The sequence below is a fragment of the Sphingomonas sp. GW821-FHT10F11 genome (assembly GCF_058809095.1).
The window spans coordinates 89,659-108,216 of sequence record NZ_JBXASH010000006.1 but is presented as its reverse complement, the minus strand read 5'-3'; the positions used below and the strand labels follow the sequence as shown (position 1 = coordinate 108,216).

General features: G+C 66.8%; 19 protein-coding genes and 1 tRNA gene. 13 read left to right on the top strand and 7 right to left on the bottom strand.

Features of this window, described 5'->3' with window-relative positions; genetic code table 11:
* Positions 1-69 precede the first annotated feature (69 nt).
* Complete coding sequence (locus AC1RT8_RS17555) at positions 70-1,149, top strand: DUF2855 family protein (protein WP_493076996.1); 1,080 nt, start codon at positions 70-72, stop codon at positions 1,147-1,149.
* On the opposite strand, the gene AC1RT8_RS17550 is transcribed toward AC1RT8_RS17555, so the two are convergent.
* Positions 1,131-4,034 (bottom strand): DUF2339 domain-containing protein, encoded by a 2,904-nt coding sequence (locus tag AC1RT8_RS17550; protein WP_493076994.1) that lies wholly within the window; start codon positions 4,032-4,034, stop codon positions 1,131-1,133. The two genes, AC1RT8_RS17555 and AC1RT8_RS17550, sit on opposite strands and share 19 nt — an antisense overlap.
* Positions 4,035-4,183: 149 nt before the next feature.
* Here AC1RT8_RS17550 and AC1RT8_RS17545 point away from each other — a divergent pair, with 149 nt between their 5' ends.
* Positions 4,184-4,846 (top strand): glutathione S-transferase family protein, encoded by a 663-nt coding sequence (locus tag AC1RT8_RS17545; protein ID WP_493076992.1) that lies wholly within the window; start codon positions 4,184-4,186, stop codon positions 4,844-4,846.
* Between the two features lie 13 nt (positions 4,847-4,859).
* Here AC1RT8_RS17545 and AC1RT8_RS17540 read toward each other — a convergent pair whose 3' ends face one another.
* Positions 4,860-5,081, bottom strand: coding sequence for a hypothetical protein (locus tag AC1RT8_RS17540; protein ID WP_493076990.1), 222 nt, complete (start codon positions 5,079-5,081; stop codon positions 4,860-4,862).
* A gap of 112 nt (positions 5,082-5,193) precedes the next feature.
* On the opposite strand from AC1RT8_RS17540, the gene dapF reads away from it, so the two are divergent.
* The 3 genes from dapF to AC1RT8_RS17525 all read left to right on the top strand — a co-directional run bounded on the left by dapF (position 5,194) and on the right by AC1RT8_RS17525 (position 7,514).
* Positions 5,194-6,135, top strand: a complete 942-nt coding sequence (gene dapF / locus AC1RT8_RS17535; protein WP_493076989.1) for a diaminopimelate epimerase — start codon at positions 5,194-5,196, stop codon at positions 6,133-6,135.
* 412 nt (positions 6,136-6,547) lie between these two features.
* Positions 6,548-6,844: a hypothetical protein gene (locus tag AC1RT8_RS17530; RefSeq protein ID WP_493076988.1), complete on the top strand. Its 297-nt coding sequence runs from the start codon at positions 6,548-6,550 to the stop codon at positions 6,842-6,844.
* 121 nt (positions 6,845-6,965) lie between these two features.
* Entirely contained in the window at positions 6,966-7,514 is a 549-nt protein-coding gene (locus AC1RT8_RS17525) for a glycine zipper 2TM domain-containing protein (RefSeq protein WP_493076987.1), read from the top strand.
* 97 nt (positions 7,515-7,611) lie between these two features.
* Here AC1RT8_RS17525 and AC1RT8_RS17520 read toward each other — a convergent pair whose 3' ends face one another.
* Positions 7,612-7,920 carry a UBP-type zinc finger domain-containing protein gene (locus AC1RT8_RS17520; protein ID WP_493076986.1) on the bottom strand — a complete coding sequence of 103 codons (309 nt, stop codon included), beginning with the start codon at positions 7,918-7,920 and terminating at the stop codon, positions 7,612-7,614.
* 87 nt (positions 7,921-8,007) lie between these two features.
* Here AC1RT8_RS17520 and AC1RT8_RS17515 point away from each other — a divergent pair, with 87 nt between their 5' ends.
* Positions 8,008-8,688: a polyamine aminopropyltransferase gene (locus AC1RT8_RS17515; RefSeq protein WP_493076984.1), complete on the top strand. Its 681-nt coding sequence runs from the start codon at positions 8,008-8,010 to the stop codon at positions 8,686-8,688.
* On the opposite strand, the gene AC1RT8_RS17510 is transcribed toward AC1RT8_RS17515, so the two are convergent.
* The gene (locus AC1RT8_RS17510) at positions 8,685-9,191 is read right to left on the bottom strand and encodes a DnaJ domain-containing protein (protein ID WP_493076982.1); all 507 of its coding nucleotides are present in this window, start codon (positions 9,189-9,191) and stop codon (positions 8,685-8,687) included. The two genes, AC1RT8_RS17515 and AC1RT8_RS17510, sit on opposite strands and share 4 nt — an antisense overlap.
* A gap of 190 nt (positions 9,192-9,381) precedes the next feature.
* On the opposite strand from AC1RT8_RS17510, the gene AC1RT8_RS17505 reads away from it, so the two are divergent.
* The 3 genes from AC1RT8_RS17505 (at position 9,382) to AC1RT8_RS17495 (ending at position 12,932) form a co-directional block, all read left to right on the top strand.
* Positions 9,382-9,594: a cold-shock protein gene (locus AC1RT8_RS17505; protein WP_493076980.1), complete on the top strand. Its 213-nt coding sequence runs from the start codon at positions 9,382-9,384 to the stop codon at positions 9,592-9,594.
* A 624-nt stretch (positions 9,595-10,218) separates the two neighbouring features.
* A complete protein-coding gene (locus AC1RT8_RS17500) occupies positions 10,219-11,346 on the top strand; it encodes an OmpA family protein (RefSeq protein ID WP_493076979.1) in 1,128 nt (375 codons plus the stop codon).
* Positions 11,347-11,630: 284 nt separating this feature from the next.
* Complete coding sequence (locus AC1RT8_RS17495; RefSeq protein WP_493076977.1) at positions 11,631-12,932, top strand: UDP-glucose dehydrogenase family protein; 1,302 nt, start codon at positions 11,631-11,633, stop codon at positions 12,930-12,932.
* Between the two features lie 51 nt (positions 12,933-12,983).
* Here AC1RT8_RS17495 and AC1RT8_RS17490 read toward each other — a convergent pair whose 3' ends face one another.
* Together AC1RT8_RS17490 and ygfZ are read right to left on the bottom strand one after the other, a co-directional pair.
* On the bottom strand, positions 12,984-13,505 hold the full coding sequence (locus AC1RT8_RS17490) for a DUF1993 domain-containing protein (RefSeq protein WP_493076975.1): 522 nt from the start codon (positions 13,503-13,505) through the stop codon (positions 12,984-12,986).
* A gap of 90 nt (positions 13,506-13,595) precedes the next feature.
* Positions 13,596-14,324, bottom strand: coding sequence for a CAF17-like 4Fe-4S cluster assembly/insertion protein YgfZ (gene ygfZ / locus AC1RT8_RS17485; RefSeq protein ID WP_493076973.1), 729 nt, complete (start codon positions 14,322-14,324; stop codon positions 13,596-13,598).
* Between the two features lie 50 nt (positions 14,325-14,374).
* Between ygfZ and AC1RT8_RS17480 the strand changes: the two genes are divergently transcribed.
* Both AC1RT8_RS17480 and AC1RT8_RS17475 read left to right on the top strand, forming a co-directional pair.
* Positions 14,375-15,703 (top strand): dihydroorotase, encoded by a 1,329-nt coding sequence (locus AC1RT8_RS17480; protein WP_493076971.1) that lies wholly within the window; start codon positions 14,375-14,377, stop codon positions 15,701-15,703.
* A 51-nt stretch (positions 15,704-15,754) separates the two neighbouring features.
* Positions 15,755-16,147, top strand: a complete 393-nt coding sequence (locus AC1RT8_RS17475) for a hypothetical protein (RefSeq protein ID WP_493076969.1) — start codon at positions 15,755-15,757, stop codon at positions 16,145-16,147.
* Positions 16,148-16,258: 111 nt separating this feature from the next.
* On the opposite strand, the gene AC1RT8_RS17470 is transcribed toward AC1RT8_RS17475, so the two are convergent.
* A complete protein-coding gene (locus AC1RT8_RS17470; RefSeq protein ID WP_493076967.1) occupies positions 16,259-17,083 on the bottom strand; it encodes a DUF1134 domain-containing protein in 825 nt (274 codons plus the stop codon).
* Positions 17,084-17,247: 164 nt separating this feature from the next.
* Between AC1RT8_RS17470 and AC1RT8_RS17465 the strand changes: the two genes are divergently transcribed.
* Together AC1RT8_RS17465 and AC1RT8_RS17460 are read left to right on the top strand one after the other, a co-directional pair.
* Positions 17,248-17,340, top strand: a tRNA-Ser gene (locus tag AC1RT8_RS17465).
* A 117-nt stretch (positions 17,341-17,457) separates the two neighbouring features.
* On the top strand, positions 17,458-18,486 hold the full coding sequence (locus tag AC1RT8_RS17460) for a polysaccharide biosynthesis protein (protein WP_493076965.1): 1,029 nt from the start codon (positions 17,458-17,460) through the stop codon (positions 18,484-18,486).
* The last annotated feature ends 72 nt before the right edge of the window (positions 18,487-18,558 follow it).

Sequence of the window (18,558 nt, the reverse complement as noted above, 5' to 3'; positions counted from 1 at the left end):
CTGGCGTCCGTCCCTCTCGCCGATCATGATGCGTGCTGCGCCGGTGGGGCGGCGCGAGGGAGACCGGCGATGCCCGTGAAGCGCGAGATGATGGTGCGGCGCGACGATCTGAGCCAGACCGCGATCAACGAGACCCTGGTATCGGAGCCGAAGGACGGCGAAATCCTGCTCGAGATCGAGGCCTTTGCGGTCACCGCGAACAACGTCACCTATGCGGTGGTCGGCGATCAGCTCGCCTATTGGAAGTTCTTTCCGGCGCCGGAAAGCTGGGGCATTGTGCCCGTCTGGGGCCATGCGCGGGTGACGGCGTCGCGCCATCCGGAGATCGCGGTCGGCGAGCGCGTCTATGGCTATCTGCCGATGGCGTCGCACCTGATCGCGCAGCCGGGCAAGGTCGCGGCGGACGGATTCCGCGATATGGCGGCGCATCGCCAGCCGATGAGCCCGATCTACAACCAGTATCGCCGCCTCGCCGCCGACCCGGCGCACGACCCGGCGCGCGAAGAGGCGCGCATGCTGTTCGCGCCGCTGTTCACCACCAGCTTCCTGATCGGCGACCAGCTCCGGCGCGCCGACTGGCATGGCGCGGGCGCGCTGATCGTGACCAGCGCGTCGAGCAAGACGGCGATGGCCGCCGCCCATGTCGCGCGGGCCGATAGCCCGGGCGTGCGGCGGATCGGGCTGACCGGCGCCGGCAACGTCGCCTTCGTGCAGGGGACCGGCCTGTATGACGAGGTCATCGCCTATGATGCGATCGATGGATTGACCGTGACGGGCAGCGCGGTGCTAGTCGATTTCGCGGGCAATGGCGAACTGTTGCAGGCGCTGTACGAACAGCTGTCCGGGCAACTTGCCTATGTGCTGCGTGTCGGGGTGACTCATCACGACGAGCGCGGCGACACCGGGGAGCTGCCCGGGCCGGCGCCGGTGTGGTTCTTCGCGCCCGATGCGGCGACGGCGCTGATCGGCGAGATCGGGCCGGATGCGTTCAACGCGGCGCTGGCGGCGCGCTGGGCCGGCTTCGTCGCCGAAGCGGAAGGCTGGGTGAGCGTCGAGAAGGGCGTGGGCGCCGAGGCGCTGCAGCAGGTATGGCGCGCCCAGCTCGCCGGTCGCGCCCCGCCGCAAAAGGGCTATGTGCTGAGGCTCTGAACCGCGACGAAACGGCGATAGGCCCAGCTGATCGCGATCAGTGCAATACCGAGCCCGAGGAAGGAAAGGATGCGCAATATCCCTTCCAGGATGGCCGCGTCGACCAGGAACACCTTGAAGGTCACCAGGAACAACAGGCCGAGCCCGACGATGCGCAGATCGCCGAGGCCCTGGCGGATGCCATGGGTGAGCCAGACCAGCGCCAGCCCGAGGAACGCGGCCGAATAGAGCCAGTTCTCCGTCCGGCCGATCGGACCGGTCAGGATAGCGCCATGAGTCGCCTGGCGGACCGTCGCCGCGACCGCGACCGCGATGGCGGCGAGCATCGCCCCGCGCCAATATCGATCGGCGCGCCTCGGCCAGAGCCAGGCGGCGACCAAAGCCGCATCGAGCGTCGCCAGGTTGAGCAGCGGGATCGTGCCGACCGATTGCGGCACGAGCACGGGACACAGCACCGCCAGATCGAACCAGACGAACCGGCCGAGCGCGATCGCCAGCAGAGTGTTGGGCAGCAGCGTGGGGCCAATGTCCCGCCGGTAGCGCGCGGCGAGCCAGGCGGCGGCGAAGAAGAGCTGGGTGATCGCGACCCGCTCGAGGAAACCGAGCGCCTCGAAGCGCGCCAGATCGGCGATGGCGAGCGGCGCCTTGGCAAGTGCGTAGACAGTCACGGCGCCGATGCCCGCCAGCACCGCGACGGCGCGGTTTCGCCACGGCCCGGGCATGTCGGGCGTTCGCAGCAGCGCAGCGCCGATCAGGCCGGCGGACAGGGTCAGCTCCCGCATGATCCGCACCAGCGGCGGCAGATCCAGATAAGGCAGCCGGTTCCCACCGAGCGAGGCGACCGTCATCCAGAGCAACTCGCCGATCAGCGGGGCAGCGCTGGCCAGGGTGGCGAGCCCTGCGGCGGCGGCCCAGAGGCGGGGGGCCGGGCGGTAGAGGATCAGCGCGGCGGCCGCGCCGGCGAGGCCGGGCGTGTGCCACGGCGCGGGCAGTAGCGCCGGGATGAAGCCGAGCGCCAGGGCCAGCGCGGCCCAGCCGAGCGCGGTGCGCATCCGTCCGGGCAAGAGCAGCCAGCCGGTCGCTGCGGCCAGGCACGCCGGCAACAAGCCGATCGCGACGAGATCGGCCGGAGCCGGTGCCGGGTCGGTCAGCATGATGCTGGACAGATAGGGGCCAAGCCGCATGAACCCGATCATCATCGCCGCGCCCGTTACGACGAGCGGTGCGGGCGCGAGATGGTTGAGCGACAGGTCGCGCGTCCGCCGCGACCAGGCCGCGATCGCCACGCCGATGACGAGCCAGGCGGACCAGCGCCATGGCTCGGCGAACAGCTCAGCCTCGGCCAGCCCGGCGAGCAACGCGGCAATAGCCGTGCTGCCGGTCAGTCCGATCGAGGGCGTCAGCGTCTCGCGCGCCGAATGGCGGGCTCGCCAGGCGAGCGACGCCGCGGCGAGGGCCGCCAGCGCCAACAGGCCAGCCCAGGCGGCCGGCGACAGCACGTCATGCGCGATGGCGAGTGTCAGCAACACCGGCCCGGTGGTCGCCCCGAGCGCGATCCCCGCCCATAGCGTGCCGCGCCGGGCGAGGAGGTGGCCGGGGATGCCGAACAGCAGGGCGATGGCCAGCGCCGCCAAGGGCGCATGGACAAGCTCGCCGGTGTCGAGCGCGATGCCGAGCAGGGCGAGCACCAGCGCCAGCGCCGCGGCTGGCCCGGGCGCCAGCGCTTCGTCGCGCCAGCCGAGCCAGAGCGCGGCGGCGCTCAGCAGCAGGTACAGCCCCCAGGCGAGCGGCGCGAAATCGAGCGCCGGCGCCAGGATCAAGAGCTGGACGAGCCCCGCGACCAGCGGGAGCATGCGCAGCCATGACCGGGCAGCGCCGGTGCGCGGCAGCGCCAGGGTCGCGCCGATCGCGAGCAGCACGACGAAGCCACCGACCCCGGCCAGTCCGCGTCCGGTGACCATGGCGACCAGGATGTTCACCCAGGCGAAGCCGCCGCCGCACGCCGCGATCGCCAGCCACACCCAGCCGCGCCGGATCGCCAGCCCGAACAACGCGGCGACGAGCAACCCGAGATAGATCAGCAGCGGCCCGATATTGCCCGGATCGAAGCTCGACACGAGCGGCGCCGCGAAGCCGCCGATCAGCGCCATGATCGCGGTCGGCGGGCCGTGGCGCAGCGCCAGGCCGAGGCCCGCCGCCGTCACCACCACCATGATCGCGAAAGCCGGGCCGGCGCCGAGCAGGTGATAGAGCTGTGCCGCGATGTAGAGCGTGCCGTACAGGCTCGCGATGCCCGCGCCGGCCAGCACCTGGCCGACGCGTTCGTCGTCGCGGGTGGCGGGCAGCCGGCGGGCGACTTCGCTCGCGGCGATCAGCACCAGCCCGAACAATCCGGCGATGATCGTCCGCGCCGTCGGCCCGAGCAGTCCGTTCTCGATCGAATAGCGCACCAGGAAGAAGGCGGAGAGGACCAGGGCCGCGCCACCGATCCAGATCGGCAGCTTGGCGCCGACGATGTTCTCGAACCCGATCCGGGCGGACTCGTGTGCGGGAATGGCATCGGCTTCCTTGACCAGGGTTGCGACTGGCTCGGGCGCAGGCGGCTCGGGGATCGGTGCGTCCGGGAGATCGATCGCCGGCGGCGGCGGCGCAATCGAAGCTTGTGCCCGGACCACGGTGGCGGTGCGGCGTTGTTCCACCGGTTCGTCGCGCTCGGGGGCAGCGTCCTCGCTGCGTGGCTGGCGTTCGGGCGCCAGGCCGGGGTCAAGACGGATCAGCCGGTCGTGCAGTTCGACGAGACGGTGTTCGAGCCGCCGCACCCGGGCGACGAGACGCTCCAGCATGATCCCGAGGGCGACGATCGCGATGAACAAGATGACCGTCACACCCGACTCCCCCGCTCCGCAGCCACGGGATGTGCCACAGTGCCTGCCGCGTGTCTCGTCCCCCGGGGCCTGAAGATGGGTTGCAACATGCAACTTATGTGCTAGGCTGACCCCAGCCATAAAAATGGACCGGGAAAGGGAGCTCAGCGATGATCGTCTATGGATCGAGCATGTCGCCGTTCGTGCGCAAGGTTCTTGCCTTCGGAATCGAGAAAGGCATCGCGCTCGAGCTGTCGCCCGCCGGCTTGGGCCGCGGCGGACCGGCGTTCGAGGAATGCAGCCCGTTCGGCAAGATGCCCGGCTTTCGCGATCCCGGCGCGGATAACGGCCGGGATTTCTGCATCTCGGATTCGACCGCGATCATCACCTATCTCGAGGCGAAATTCCCGGAGCCGGTCATGATCCCGAGCGATCCGATCGCGCGGGCGCGGACGATCTGGTTCGAGGAATTCACCGACACGATCATGTTCGCGATGGCAAGCAAGGTGTTCTTCAACCGCTTCGTTGCGCCCAGGATGCTGAAGCAGCCCGGCGACGCGGCGATTGCCGACGCCGCGGTGGAGATCGAATTGCCGCCTTTGCTCGACTATCTGGAGACCCAGGTCACGGCGAGCGGCTATCTGGTCGAGGATCGCATCACCCTGGCGGATATCGCGGTGGCGAGCCCGTTCGTGAACCTGGGTCATGTCGGCTGCCCGATCGACGTGGCGCGCTGGCCGAAGACGGCGGCCTATGTGCGCGGCATCCTGGCCCGGCCGAGCTTCGCGCCGATCGTGGCGGCAGAACAGGCGTTTATCGCCCGGGTGGCGTGACCGGCCGGGCGAATCAGGTCGACCGGTAGCGCATCCACCAGCGCCGTGCGGCGACGATCGCCCAGACGCTCTCGACCAGCCCGAATGGCCAGGCGCCTTGCAGGAATCCGTAAGCCGAGCCGAGCAGGCAGAACAGGGCGAAGCCAAGCCCCCACCAATGCGATCGAGCGTCGAACGCATAGCAGATCAGCATGCCCGTGACGGCGAAGAGCCCGAAGGCAGCGAGCAGGTCCATCGGCGCCGTCCTATAGAGAAGCCGGTTGGATCAGAAGTAGGGTGGATCAATCGCCCCGCGCGGATCGTGGCGATGGTGGAGCATGGCCGCGATTTCGGCTAGGACGCCGCCCATGCAGTTCGACTTCATCAAATGCCATGGCTCGGGCAATGATTTCCCCCTGATCGATGCGCGCGAGATCATGCTCGACGATACGGTCTGGGCCGGCGTCGCGCGGGCGCTGGCGGATCGGCGCGGGCCGGTCGGTGGCGACGGGCTGTTGCTGCTGACGCCGGGCGACAAGATCCACGCCTTTGGCATGCGCATGTTCAATTCGGACGGCAGCGAGGCGGAGACCTGCCTCAATGGCCTGCGCTGCGTCGCCCGGCTCGGGTTCGAGCGCCTCGGCATCGACCGTGCGCTGGTGCGCCTGAAGACCAGCGCAGCCGAGGCGGCGCGCGACGCCGATATCGCGCCCGGCGTGGTGACGATCCGCGAGACGGCGGGCCCCGCCGATCTCGACGTGACGCGCTGGCCGCTCGATATCGACGCGCACGAGATCGTCCAGCAGCCGATCGCCCTGTTGCCGACCGCGCGCAGCTTCATCGCGGTGGCGATGCCCAACCCGCATCTGGTGAGCTTCGTCGACAGCGTCGACGAGGCGGAGTTGGTCGCGGTGGGCGAAGTCTGCGAGGCGGCGCCGCCGTGGCTGCCGAACCGCGCCAATGTCTCCTATGTCGAGCTGCGGCCAAACGGTCTGTTCGTGCGCACCTTCGAACGCGGCGTCGGCCTGACCGACAGCTGCGGCAGCGCGATGGCCGCCTCCACCTTCGCCGCCTGTCTGACCGGCCGGGCCGAATTCGGCGACGAGCTGACCGTGTTCAACCGCGGGGGCCTGGTCCGCGCCCAGGCCGAGAGCGACGGCATGGTCCGCCTGTCGGGCAATGCGACCTTCGAATGGGAAGGATCGGCCGAGGTCGACTGGGAGCGCGGGCTGGCCGGCGACCTGATCGTCGCGCGGCATTTCGACGCCGAGATCGCCGCCTGGGCGGGGGTGGTCGAGGCGATCGGGTAGCGACGGCGCCGCCTGTTCCACCTGTTATTCCGGCCGAATTTTTTTCTTCACCTGTTATGTTGGATTTTGCGAGCAGGTTTATCCACCAATTCCAGTGAGATGCCGCCAATCCACCTGTTCCGCGATAACAGGTGGATAACAGGTACGGAACAGGTGCGTAACAGGCGAACATCTGCGAGATTTTCCGACTGTGCCAACGATAAGAAAGAGCGAATGCGGACTGTTGATGCAGGCCGATCGTGCACCACATTAGCACCAAACCATGCATGTTGAATCGACGCGGCGGCGATTGCGCCGCCAATGTCTTCCGCTGGAAACCTGTACCTAGCCCGACAACCATGTTCAGCAACCATGCTCGAACTGGCGCGTATCTCTCCTCATCGCCCGATGTATGGGCTTGAGAGGAGTTGTCATGAAGATCACCATTTTGCTTGCCGCCGCCGGCCTTGCCGTCGCGTCGATGGGCGTCAGCACGAGCGCCATGGCGCAGAGCCGGGACCATGACCGGGACGGCTATCGTGACGGGCAGCGCGATCGCGACGGATATCGCGATCGGGACCGCTATCGCGACCGGGACCGGTATCGCGGCGGGTATCGCGACCGCGGCCGTCATTACGGTTATGACCGCCGGCATTATGGCTGGAATCGTCACCGCAATCACTGCCGGACGATCTGGCGCTATGGCCACCGGGTCCGCGTCTGCCGCTGATCGGCGACGCATCGGGCGGCGGCTTTGGCCGCCGCCCCTTTTTGTCGCGGTGTTGGTTGCAACCGCGCAACATTCGGCCGGATCATTTGTTATGAACGCGTAACATCCTAGGGAGAATATCATGAGTCGCTTCACCAAGATCGCCGTCATCGCGGCCACCAGCTGCCTGGCGATCGCCACGCCCGGCTTCGCGCAGACCGCGCAGGACGATGCCCGTTTCCAGCAGGCGCAGCAGCGGCTCCAGAACGAGCTGCGCGTGTTCCAGCAGGAATTCGACCGCTATCAGCAGGCATCGCGCAACCGAGGCGGTGGCTATGGCGGTCCGGGCGGCGGCTATGATCGCGGCCCCGGCGGCCCGGGCGGCTATTATAATGACGACCGGGTCGAGAGCGGTTACGAACCGTCGCGCTATTATCGCGAAGGGCCGAATTATCGCGAGCGCGTGCTGAGCGCTGACGAGCGGGTCTATCGGGGCAGCGACGGCCGCTATTATTGCAAGCGCAACGACGGCACGACCGGCCTGATCGTCGGCGCGATCGGCGGCGGCATCCTGGGCAATGTGATCGACGGCGGCCATTCGCGCGGCGTCGGCACCATCCTGGGCGCGATCGTCGGCGGCGTCGCCGGCAAGTCGATCGACCAGAACAACCAGCAGGTGAAGTGCCGCTGATCTGATGCGGGGCGCCGCGCAATGCGGCGCCTCCATCGCACGAATATCTAACCGGATCGGCGCGGATTCGAAAGAATCCCGTGCCGGTCCGGTTCGTCTAGATGAAGCGCGGGATCGGCCGCGGATGCGGCGTCATACGGTCCGACAGGTCGAAATCGACCTCGTCGACATAGCACCAGCCCCAGCCTTCGGGCGGATCATAGCCCTCGATGATCGGATGCCCGGTCGCATGGAAATGCGCCGTGGCGTGGCGGTTCGGCGAATCGTCGCAGCAGCCGACATGGCCGCAGCTACGGCACAGGCGCAGATGGACCCACCAGTCGCCGGTCTTGAGACACTCCTCGCACCCGTCGGCGCTCGGCACGACGTCGCGGATGCCGTCCAGATGCGTGCATGACTCGTTCATGGCGATACGGTAGCGCAATTGCCGCCCCCGCCAACCCCATATGGCCAACCCCGAAGGTGGGCGGCGCTTCAGGACGAAAGAGCGAAGATGGTTCCCCGGATACTGATCGATACGGCGCAGGTGCCCGGTGGCGGCGAGCTGCGGCTGTTCCGGCGCGGCGACGACTTCTCGATCATGCTCGGCGCGAACGAGCTGATGAACAGCCGGCTTTCGGGATCGGAAGAGGCGCTGGCGACCCTGGTGTGCGATCGTCTGGTGGCCATGCCGGCACCGCGCCTGCTGATCGGCGGACTCGGCATGGGTTTCACCCTGCGCGCGGCGCTGGGCTGCCTTGGGCCGGATGCGATGATCACCGTGGCCGAGCTGGTGCCGGCGGTGGTCGCCTGGGCGCGCGGGCCGATGGCGCCGATCTTCGACGGGAGCCTGGACGATCGGCGGGTGACCGTCGCCGAGGAGGATGTCGGCGCGCTGATCGCCGGTACGGGGGCCGGCGTGCGGGGCGCCTGGGATGCGATCCTGCTCGATGTCGATAATGGGCCCGACGGCCTGACCCGGCGCGGCAATGACCGGCTCTACGGCGCGACCGGGCTCGATGCGGCCCGATCGGCGCTTCGCCCGGGCGGTATCCTGGCGGTCTGGTCGGCGGCGGCGGACGCGAAATTCGTGCGGCGCCTGGAGACGGCGGGGTTCGCGGTCGAGGAAGTCGTCGTGAAGGCGCGGGGCGGTCGCGGCGCGCGCCACATCATCTGGCTGGCGAAGCGGCTTTAGCTGTCGGCGCGTTCGTCCTCCTGGGTCGGCGGCATCGTCTCGACCGACGCGTTCGGAACCAGACGTTCGAATCGGGCGAGCAGGTCCGAGGCGAGCGGGCTGTCAGCGGTATAGGCGACCAGCGTGCGGTGAGTCGCCGGGGCGGTGTCCGGATTGGCGAGCAGCGCGAGCGTGGCGGTGGGCGCCGCGACCAGCAGCAACAGGATCAGGCTGATCGCCGGTCCGCGGATCCGCCGACGACGCGGCGGTGCCGGGCGGAAGATGGGTGGCGGCTGGCGGTGCGGTGTGATGACCGGCCGGCCGCCCCGCGCGCGATCATAGTCGGCGCGGCTGTCGGGCTTGCCGAGCACCGCGAATGCTTCGTTGATCTCGCGGGCTCGCTCCGTCGCCCGGTCGCTCGCATTGGTGTCGGGGTGATGCTTGCGGAGCAGCGCCTTCCACGCGGCATGGACGACGACGTCATCCGCCTGGGGCGACAGGCCGAGGACGGCGTAATAGTCCAATGAACCATTCATCGCTCTGTTGTGCTACGAAGCTGATCGAAATCAAAGAGGCGAGGTACAGTTGCGCGATCGCGAGTAAGCGGCGTCGAGTAAGCAGGGCGATATGGAGATAACTGTTACTCATCCGAAACATAATTGACTTGGAAGGCCCGCGGGGCTGGCATAGGCTTGCGGTGAGAGGAGAGAGACCATGGCGACCGGAACGGTAAAATGGTTCAACGACGCGAAGGGTTTCGGCTTCCTGACCCCGGACGACGGCGGCGAGGATTTGTTCGTCCATTTTTCCGGCATCAACATGCCGGGCTTCAAGACGCTTGCTGAAGGACAGCGGGTGTCGTTCGACGTGATCGAGGGGCCGAAGGGCAAGCAGGCGGCGAATATCCAGGCGGTCGAGCCCGACTGATCCATTCGCCATCGCGCCGATCGGTCCGGTCGTACCGCGAATCCCCCCGATGAGTTCCGTCCGGTCGCGACTCGGCAGCGTCGATTCCGGTTTATCCCGGGATTGATTCAGGCGCCGCGCGGCCACCTTCGAACCAAGTGCGGGGAAATTGTCCCATAACGGGCATAATTTCATTCGCACTTGCGGCATTTCATCGCGTCGCCGAAACCTGGACCAAGGCCTGAAACGCCATCTCGTCCGGAGGTGCGTCGATGCCCCTTTTCCATCGGCGCGCGCCGATTCGCTGCTCCTTCTGGGCGGCCTGCCATGGCCCGCATACGCAGCCGGGAGCCGCACAATCGCGCGCTTTGGCGAGGGGAAAGGCGCGGGCCGGGCAGCGCGGCCCGCAACGCCGGCGCGAACCGCGCCGCGATGTTGCGGGTGCGTCCGTTCGCGTGTGGTCCCGTGGGGCACCGCCGGGGGCATGTGCCGATGCTCGTGCCGACATGCCGTGAATGCCGTCGAAAAAGAGCCAAAGCTGTTGCGCTTCAGCAACAGCCATCGGAATTTGTTCGCTTGCGCGGAAACCTTCCTTTGGGTAGGGAGTTTGCGCTGTCCGAGTGACAACGAAGAAAGGGGATTTTTATGCGGAAGCTTGCCGTTGCTATGGCGCTCGCCTCCACCGCTCTCGCCTCACCCGCCCTGGCCCGCGACGATTCGTGGTATGTGGGTGTCGAAGGTGGTGCGCTGCTCGTCGAAGATATGCATTTTGATATCGGCGCGCTTTCCGACGCAGCGACTGTCGACAACCATTATGGTTATGATGTCGATGGCGTGATTGGCTACGATTTCGGCGCGTTCCGCGTTGAAACCGAAGTCGGCTACAAGAACTCGACCGTCGACTCCTATTCCTCGACGACGACCACCCCGATCCGGAACTTCCAGGGTGTGCCGATCAACGCTCCTCCCGGTACCTATGATTATGCCGGTGGCCGTACGACGGCGCTCAGCTTCATGCTGAACGGCCTGCTCGATTTCGGTGACGACGATGGTATCCAGGGCTTTGTCGGCGGCGGTGTCGGTGTCGCTCGCGTCAAGACGCGGATCGGCCTGAACACGCTCAGCAACTTCATCGACGATTCCGACACGGTCTTTGCGTGGCAGGGTATCGCCGGTCTGCGTGCTCCGCTGACCAGCCACCTCGATGCGACGTTCAAATATCGCTTCTTCAACGCCAACAACGTCAAGCTCGTCGACGTTTCGGGCCGTGCGGTCGATACCCGGTATCGCTCGCACAGCATCCTGGGTGGTCTGACCTACAATTTCGGCGAGCCGCCGGCACCGCCGCCTCCGCCGCCGCCGCCCCCGCCGCCTCCCCCGCCGCCTCCGCCGGAGCCGGTTCCGGTTGTGGCGCCGCCGGTCTGCTCGCCTGGCCCGTTCATCGTGTTCTTCGAATGGGACAAGTCGGACATCACGCCGGACGCGTCGTCGATCCTCGACAACGCCGTCACCCAGTACCAGAATTGCGGCAACGCGCAGGTCATGCTGGCCGGCCACGCCGACCGTTCGGGCGCACCCGCCTACAATGTGGGTCTCTCGCAGCGTCGTGCGGACTCGGTGAAGGCTTATCTGTCCGCTCACTCGATCCCCGAGGGCGTGATCTCGACCGAAGCATTCGGCGAGAGCAAGCCGCGGGTCGCGACCGCCGATGGCGTCCGCGAGGTTCAGAACCGCCGCGTGGAAGTTACCTACGGACCTGGCTCGGGCAACTAAGCCCGGACTTGAGTTCGAAGAATCGAGAGGGAGATCGGCTTGCCGGTCTCCCTTTTCGTTTGTGCGCGACGAATCTGTCGCGCCGGCCGGCCGTCGATTCGGCATGAGATCATGCGCTGCCGACCCTTTCATCTTCGTCGCCCGGCCGATCCGTCGACTTTTTCTTCGGTCCAGCCGGTTTTGTGCTGCAACGGCGAAGGGCGGGGCTGGCAATCGGCCCCTGTTCCGCTAGAGGAATGCGGGCCGCTGGCGGCGCCATCCACCTATGAAACAGGGTATCAGGCATGCGGATAACGATGATCGGTTCGGGCTATGTTGGTCTGGTATCTGGCGCCTGTTTTTCGGATTTCGGCCATGACGTGATCTGCGTCGACAAGGATGCGAGCAAGATCGCCGCGCTCGAGGCGGGCAAGATGCCGATCTTCGAGCCCGGTCTCGACACGCTGGTGGCGACCAATGTCGCGGCCGGCCGGCTGAGCTTCACCACCGACCTGAAATCCGCCGTCTCCGGCGCGGACGCCGTGTTCATCGCGGTCGGCACGCCCTCGCGGCGCGGCGACGGCCATGCCGACCTGACCTATGTCTTCGAGGCATCGCGCGAGATCGCCGCGGCGATCGACGGCCCGATCGTGATCGTCACCAAGTCGACCGTGCCCGTCGGCACCGGCGACAAGGTCGAGGAGATCATGACTGAAGTGGCCGGCGACTATGAGATCGCGGTCGTCTCCAATCCCGAATTCCTGCGCGAGGGTGCCGCGATCGGCGACTTCAAGCGCCCCGACCGAATCGTCGTCGGTACCGAAGATGCGCGCGCGCAACAGGTGATGCGCGATATCTACCGTCCGCTCTATCTCAACGAGAGCCCGATCCTGTTCACCGGCCGCCGCACCTCCGAACTGATCAAATATGCGGCGAACGCGTTCCTCGCGACCAAGATCACCTTCATCAACGAGATCGCGGATCTCTGCGAAGCGGTCGGCGCGAATGTGCAGGATGTGTCGCGCGGCATCGGCCTCGACAATCGTATCGGCTCGAAGTTTCTGCATGCCGGCCCGGGCTATGGCGGGTCGTGTTTCCCGAAGGACACGCTGGCGCTGCTCAAGACGTCCGAGGATTACGAGACGCCGATCCGCATCGTCGAGGCGGTGGTGCAGGTCAACGACAACCGCAAGCGCGCGATGGGCCGCAAGGTGATCAAGGCGCTGGGCGGCGAGGGCAAGGGCAAGACCGTCGCGATCCTCGGCCTGACCTTCAAGCCCAACACCGACGACATGCGCGACGCGCCGAGCCTGGCGATCGTGCAGAGCCTGCTCGACGCCGGTGCGACCGTCCGCGCCCATGACCCGGAAGGCATGGAGATCGCGAAGACGATGATGCCCGCCGTGACCTATTGCGGCGACGCCTATGAGGCGGCCGAGGGTGCCGACGCGGTGGTGATCGTGACCGAGTGGGACACCTATCGCGCGCTCGACCTGGGCCGACTGGCCGGCATCATGAACGGCAAGGTGATGGTCGACCTGCGCAACGTCTATCGCGCGCCCGAGGTCGAGAAGGCCGGCTTCGCCTATAGCTCGATCGGGCGATAGGCGCCGCCCCCTTTTCCGAGGAGGAGGGCCCATCTTCTCAGGCGCGCGGGCTCACGCCTTTGCGCGTGGCCTGCCCATGAAATCGCGTTTGACCAGCGGCACGCCCTTCCAGCGCAGGATGTCGTATGCCGTCGTGGTGTGAAAATAAAAATTGGGTTGCGAGAAGGAGAGCAGGAACTCCTCGGCGGTAAAGTCGATCCGGCGCTCGCCGAAGGAGAAGTACACCTCCTGCCCGATAAAGCCGTCGATCTCGGCCGGGTCGATTGCGCTGAGCGCGGCGATCGTTTCGGAAACCCGCGCGGAAAGCCCGGCGAAATCCCCCGGCGGCGTCGACGTGTCGGGCGAGAAGCCGCCCCGGCGCACCCCCTCGATCGCGCCGAGCGAATGAACCGTCGCCGATTTCACCTGATAGGCGAAAGGCAGCATGTCATCGGCGAGCCGGGCCTGGATGATATCGTCGGGCGCAAGCCCCTTTTCAGCGCAATAGGCCTCGGCCTTGCCGATCAGGCCGGCCACGGCGCCGAGCATCTGCAACTGGGAAGGAATGGTGGCGGCGTGGAGCGAAAAGGTCATAAGGTTCCTCTCTGGTTGTCGGCCGGCACAAGCCGGGGCGGACGTGGATCACCCAATTGGGGAACGCGCGACCATCTTGCTCGCGCCGCCCTATGAAAGCAACGCGGCCTGGAGCCAGGGCGGCGTGATCGCATCGCCCAGCGCCTCGACCCGGCGCAGCTCGACCATCAGCCCGAGATCGGGATAGGTTGCGCGCGTACGGTCGCCCGGCTCGGCGATCGGCGCGACCACCAGGCGGCGATTGACCTTGGCGCGGTGATGCATGCGCGCGGTGTTCTCCTGGCCGACATAACAGCCCTTGGTGAAGCTGACGCCGTTCAACTCGCGGGCATTGGCCTCAAGCCAGAGCGTCTTGTCCGACCCCAGCTCCTCGACGCCTTCGGTGACGCCGAGCGACAGGCGATGAGCCTTCCAGCCGGCTGCCGCCTCGCCAGCCTCGCCGAGCCAGCGCCGGCCGAGTTCGGGAAGGCGCGGATCGGCCACGCCGCGATCGCCGTCGGGTGACCAATGCACTGCGCCGGCGACCCGCTCGATCATGATCGCGCGGCGCAATCGGTAGATCGTCAGGCGCCGGGCGAGCCCATCGGCGGCGTCCGCTTCGCAGTCGACCAGCACGGCGTCGCCATCCGCCCAGAGCAGGAAATCGAACAGCGCCTTGCCCTGCGGTGTCAGCAGGCCGGCCCAGCGCGGCGCCGAGGCATCGAGTGTCGTGACGTCCTGAGTCACCAGGCCCTGCAGGAACCCGCGCACATCATCGCCGGCGATCCGGATCAGCGCGCGATCGGCGAGCATCGTGGTATGCGGGGTGGTTTCGCTCATGGCGAACAGGTAGGAGGTCGGCCGGGCAAGCGGAAGAGCCGGAGGCGATCGTGACAGCGACTTATGACCTGAAGCTGACGGGCGGCACCGTCCACACGCCGGCCGGCCCGATCCAGGCCGATATCGGCGTGCGCGGGGGCCGGATCGTCGCGATCGGCGGGGCGGGCGACGCGGGCGAGACGATCGACTGTGCGGGCCTCGATATCCTGCCCGGCGTGATCGACACCCAAGTCCATTTCCGCGAGCCGGGGCTGGTCCACAAGGAGGATCTCGAAAGCGGCAGCCGCGCCGCCGTGCTCGGCGGGGTGACCGCCGTGTTCGAGATGCCCAACACCAAGCCCAATACCGACAGCGCCGAAGCGATCCAGGACAAACTGACCCGGGCGCATCACCGCATGTGGTGCGACCATGCCTTCTATGTCGGGGCAACCAACCATAACGCCGCGGCACTGGCCGAACTCGAGCGGCTGCCGGGCACGGCGGGGGTGAAAATCTTCATGGGCGCCTCGACCGGGGACCTGCTCGTCGCCGAGGATTCGTCGCTCGCCGAGGTGCTCGCCTCGGGCCACAGGCGCGTCGCGATCCATGCCGAGGACGAGGCGCGGATGAACGCGCGTGCCGGCGAGCGCGTGCCGGGCGATGCTTCCTCGCATCCGGTATGGCGCGACGACGAGAGCGCGCTGCTGGCGACAAAGCGCATTCTGAAGCTGGCGCGCGACGCGGGGCGGCGCATCCATGTGCTGCATGTGACGACCCCGGCCGAGCTGGAATTGCTCGGCCAGCACAAGGACATCGCGACCTGCGAGGTGACGCCGCAGCACCTGACCCTGGCCGGCGAGGAGGCCTATCCCCGGCTCGGCACATTGGCGCAGATGAACCCGCCGATCCGGTCGGGCGCGCACCGCGAGGGGCTGTGGCATTGGCTGCAGCAGGGCGTGCCCGACATTCTGGGTTCGGACCATGCGCCGCACACGCTGGAGGAGAAGGCCAAGCCCTATCCCGACAGCCCCAGCGGCATGCCCGGCGTGCAGACCATGCTGCCGTTGATGCTCAACCATGTGGCGGAAGGTCGTACCACGCTCGCGCGCGTGATCGACCTGACCAGCGCCGGACCGCAGCGTGTGTTCGGCATCATCGGCAAGGGGCGGATCGCGATCGGTTACGACGCCGATTTCAGCGTGGTCGACCTGAAGGCGCGCTGGACGATCGAGGAAAGCTGGCTCGCCTCGCGCAGCGCCTGGTCGCCCTTCACCGGCATGACGCTGACCGGCAGGCCGATCGGTACGATCGTGCGCGGCCGACGGGTGATGTGGGACGGCGCGCTCGCCAACGCGGCGCAGGGCGAGCCGATCCGGTTCGAGGCAGTGGAGTTCGGCTGACGTGCGGCGTGGTGCACCAGGTGCCTCGCGGCTGCTCCTGACACCCTGCAGGTGACCGACCCGATCGAGATCGAAGGCATCTCGCTCCGGGCACTCCGCGCGCTGCCCGCTGAGGATCAGGACGCCCTTTTGGCGTTCGGGCATCCGATCGCCTTCCGGATGGGCAGCGCGACGGTCCTGGCCGAATTCAATCGCACGCCGGGACAACTGCAGGTCAATCTCGCCCATATCGATGGTGGCGGCGAGGGCGTGCTGGTCGCGCTCTGGAAGCTGATCGTCGCCTATGCCGCTGGGCGGGATATCGCCACGATCCGGTGGACCATCCATGCTGCCACCTGCGCGGTGCCCAATCCGCGCTTGCAACGCTTTCTGAAAGCGCGGGGCTTCCAGGAGATCGACGACGCTGACTATGGTCGGGTCTTTGCGCGGACGCAGATTCTGTGAGGCTCTGCCGTTTCGCAGACGATCGTTCAGATGATGGACGATGACAGCTCGATTCCTCGAAGCAGGTGAACCGCCCTTATTTCATGATCCGCACCTTGGCCGAATAGGGGCTCAGAAGGGCAGCCATTTCGATTTGTGACTGAACTTCATATAGCCGACATTCACGCCCTGGCGCCAACCGACGCCGAGCCGGATCGGGATCAGCACGATGTCGCCGCGGCGCAGATAGGTCGCGGCAAAGCCGCCGACGAAATAGAGCCGGCCCTCGCCCGCCGGGAAGCGGCGGTACAGTTCCTCCGAATCATGCAGATTGTAGACCAGCACGAACACCTTGTTGGCGTCGCCGCCCAGGTCGAAGCCGACCGACGGGCCGGTCCAATAGACGGGCATCTGCCCCTCGATCTTGTGGAACATCGTGCCGCTGCCATAGCGCAAGCCGACGACGATCGCGCCCGAGGCCTCGCGGCCGGAGATATAGGCGTTGGGCTCGCCCTGCTCCTTGAGCGTGCGCTCCAGGATGCCGGCGAGGCCCGAGGCGCCCTTGCCGAAGGTGCCTTCGGCGGCGACGAGCAATTCCTCGCGCTTGAACGTCGTGCCCTGGGCAGCGTCTGCATTGGCTTCAGCCAGCGCCGTGCTGCCGTCAGCGGGCGCGCCCTGGGCCTGGCCGCCGCCGGCGGGCATGTTGGGGTTGCTCGGATCATAGGGCGGATATTGCTGCGATCCCGATGCGGCGGGCGCGTCGTTATAGGCCGGCTGGCTGTCGGCCGGCACGGCGGTGTCCGGCTCGCGGGCGGGTGGCGGTGGGGTCTGCTGGCGCTGCAGGTCGCTGTCGATCGCTTCGTTGGGATCGATCGTGCGCACCTGGGCGATCGACGGCGCAGGGCCGACGCCGATGGCGGTCGCCACCAGCAACAGGATAAGAAGGGCCTTGCGCATCCGATATACTCCCCCGGCGCTTAATGGGGCAATGTTGCGCCTGCGCGGCTTGCCCCACAATGAACCGCGCGACGACCCGAGTCGAATTCGCGGCGGATGACATGTCGCAAGGCCGGTTGATCGCAAGCACACCCCTCGCTATAGCCGCGCTTCGCCGCCAAGCCGGAGACGTGGGTGAGTGGCTGAAACCAGCGGTTTGCTAAACCGCCGTACGGGGTTTACTCGTACCGAGGGTTCGAATCCCTCCGTCTCCGCCAGGTGCGATCCCGGCATGCCGTGCGAATGCCATGCCCCGCCAAATCCTGTGACAAGAATGTGCGGCCCGGCTATCGCTTGATCTCCGCCGACATCCGTCAGGAAGCGAAACGGTTCAGATGCAGGATTTGACCGGCAAGACGTTGATGATCACCGGCGGGACCGGCACCTTCGGGTCGACCATCCTGGAAACCTTCCTCGCCCTTCCGATCAGCGAGATCCGCATCTTCAGCCGCGACGAGAAGAAGCAGGAAGACCAGCGCATCCGGTTCGGGGACAAGCGCCTCAAATATCATATCGGCGACGTCCGCGATTTCCGCACGCTCGACATGGCGACCCGGGGCGTGGACTTCATCTATCATGCCGCTGCGCTCAAGCAGGTGCCGAGCTGCGAATTCCATCCGATGGAGGCAGTGAACACCAACATCCTGGGCACCAACAATGTGCTCGATGCCGCGATCCGCAACGGCGTCAGCCGGGTGGTGTGCCTCTCGACCGACAAGGCGGTCTATCCGATCAGCGCGATGGGCATCTCCAAGGCGATGATGGAAAAGGTGATGATCGCCAAGGCGCGGGTCGCCGAGGGCACCGGCACGGTGATCTGCGGCACCCGTTACGGCAATGTGCTCGCATCGCGCGGATCGGTCGTGCCCCTGTTCATGAAGCAGGTCAGCGAGAACCAGCCGATCACCGTGACCGATCCGGCGATGACGCGATTCGTGATGACCCTGGACGAGGCGGTCGACCTGGTCCGCTGTGCGTTCGATCACGGCACCAATGGGGACCTGTTCGTCCAGAAGGCGCCGGCCGTGACGATCGAGGATCTGGCCGGCGCAGTGCTCGACGTGATGGGCAGGCCCGATCATCCGGTACGGGTGATCGGGACGCGCCACGGCGAGAAGCTGTTCGAGACCCTGCTCAGCCGCGAGGAAATGTCGGTCGCCGAGGATCGCGGCGCCTATTACCGGGTCCCGGCGGACAATCGCGACCTGAATTACGAGGCCTATTTCGGCGAGGGCGAGCAGCGTCTGTCGCTATTGGGCGACTTCAATTCGCACAACACGCGCCGGCTGGATCGGGGCGAGATGGCGGCGATGTTGGGCGCACTGCCCTTTGTTCGATCCTATTCGACAGCGACGCACGCGTAGCGACTCGCCAACGGGCGGGATTTCGCTGATATATCGGGCCATCTCGATATTTTCTCGGTCGTAACAGGGCAT

Excerpts from the sequence above, each read along its gene's own strand:
- AC1RT8_RS17525 (WP_493076987.1), top strand. The coding sequence starts at position 6,966 with ATGAGTCGCTTCACCAAGATCGCCGTCATCGCGGCCACCAGCTGCCTG.
- AC1RT8_RS17490 (WP_493076975.1), bottom strand. The coding sequence starts at position 13,505 with ATGACCTTTTCGCTCCACGCCGCCACCATTCCTTCCCAGTTGCAGATG.
- AC1RT8_RS17470 (WP_493076967.1), bottom strand. The coding sequence starts at position 17,083 with ATGCGCAAGGCCCTTCTTATCCTGTTGCTGGTGGCGACCGCCATCGGC.
- AC1RT8_RS17520 (WP_493076986.1), bottom strand. The coding sequence starts at position 7,920 with ATGAACGAGTCATGCACGCATCTGGACGGCATCCGCGACGTCGTGCCG.
- AC1RT8_RS17545 (WP_493076992.1), top strand. The coding sequence starts at position 4,184 with ATGATCGTCTATGGATCGAGCATGTCGCCGTTCGTGCGCAAGGTTCTT.
- AC1RT8_RS17495 (WP_493076977.1), top strand. The coding sequence starts at position 11,631 with ATGCGGATAACGATGATCGGTTCGGGCTATGTTGGTCTGGTATCTGGC.
- ygfZ (WP_493076973.1), bottom strand. The coding sequence starts at position 14,324 with ATGAGCGAAACCACCCCGCATACCACGATGCTCGCCGATCGCGCGCTG.
- AC1RT8_RS17555 (WP_493076996.1), top strand. The coding sequence starts at position 70 with ATGCCCGTGAAGCGCGAGATGATGGTGCGGCGCGACGATCTGAGCCAG.
- AC1RT8_RS17515 (WP_493076984.1), top strand. The coding sequence starts at position 8,008 with ATGGTTCCCCGGATACTGATCGATACGGCGCAGGTGCCCGGTGGCGGC.
- AC1RT8_RS17460 (WP_493076965.1), top strand. The coding sequence starts at position 17,458 with ATGCAGGATTTGACCGGCAAGACGTTGATGATCACCGGCGGGACCGGC.
- dapF (WP_493076989.1), top strand. The coding sequence starts at position 5,194 with ATGCAGTTCGACTTCATCAAATGCCATGGCTCGGGCAATGATTTCCCC.
- AC1RT8_RS17505 (WP_493076980.1), top strand. The coding sequence starts at position 9,382 with ATGGCGACCGGAACGGTAAAATGGTTCAACGACGCGAAGGGTTTCGGC.
- AC1RT8_RS17500 (WP_493076979.1), top strand. The coding sequence starts at position 10,219 with ATGCGGAAGCTTGCCGTTGCTATGGCGCTCGCCTCCACCGCTCTCGCC.
- AC1RT8_RS17540 (WP_493076990.1), bottom strand. The coding sequence starts at position 5,081 with ATGGACCTGCTCGCTGCCTTCGGGCTCTTCGCCGTCACGGGCATGCTG.
- AC1RT8_RS17530 (WP_493076988.1), top strand. The coding sequence starts at position 6,548 with ATGAAGATCACCATTTTGCTTGCCGCCGCCGGCCTTGCCGTCGCGTCG.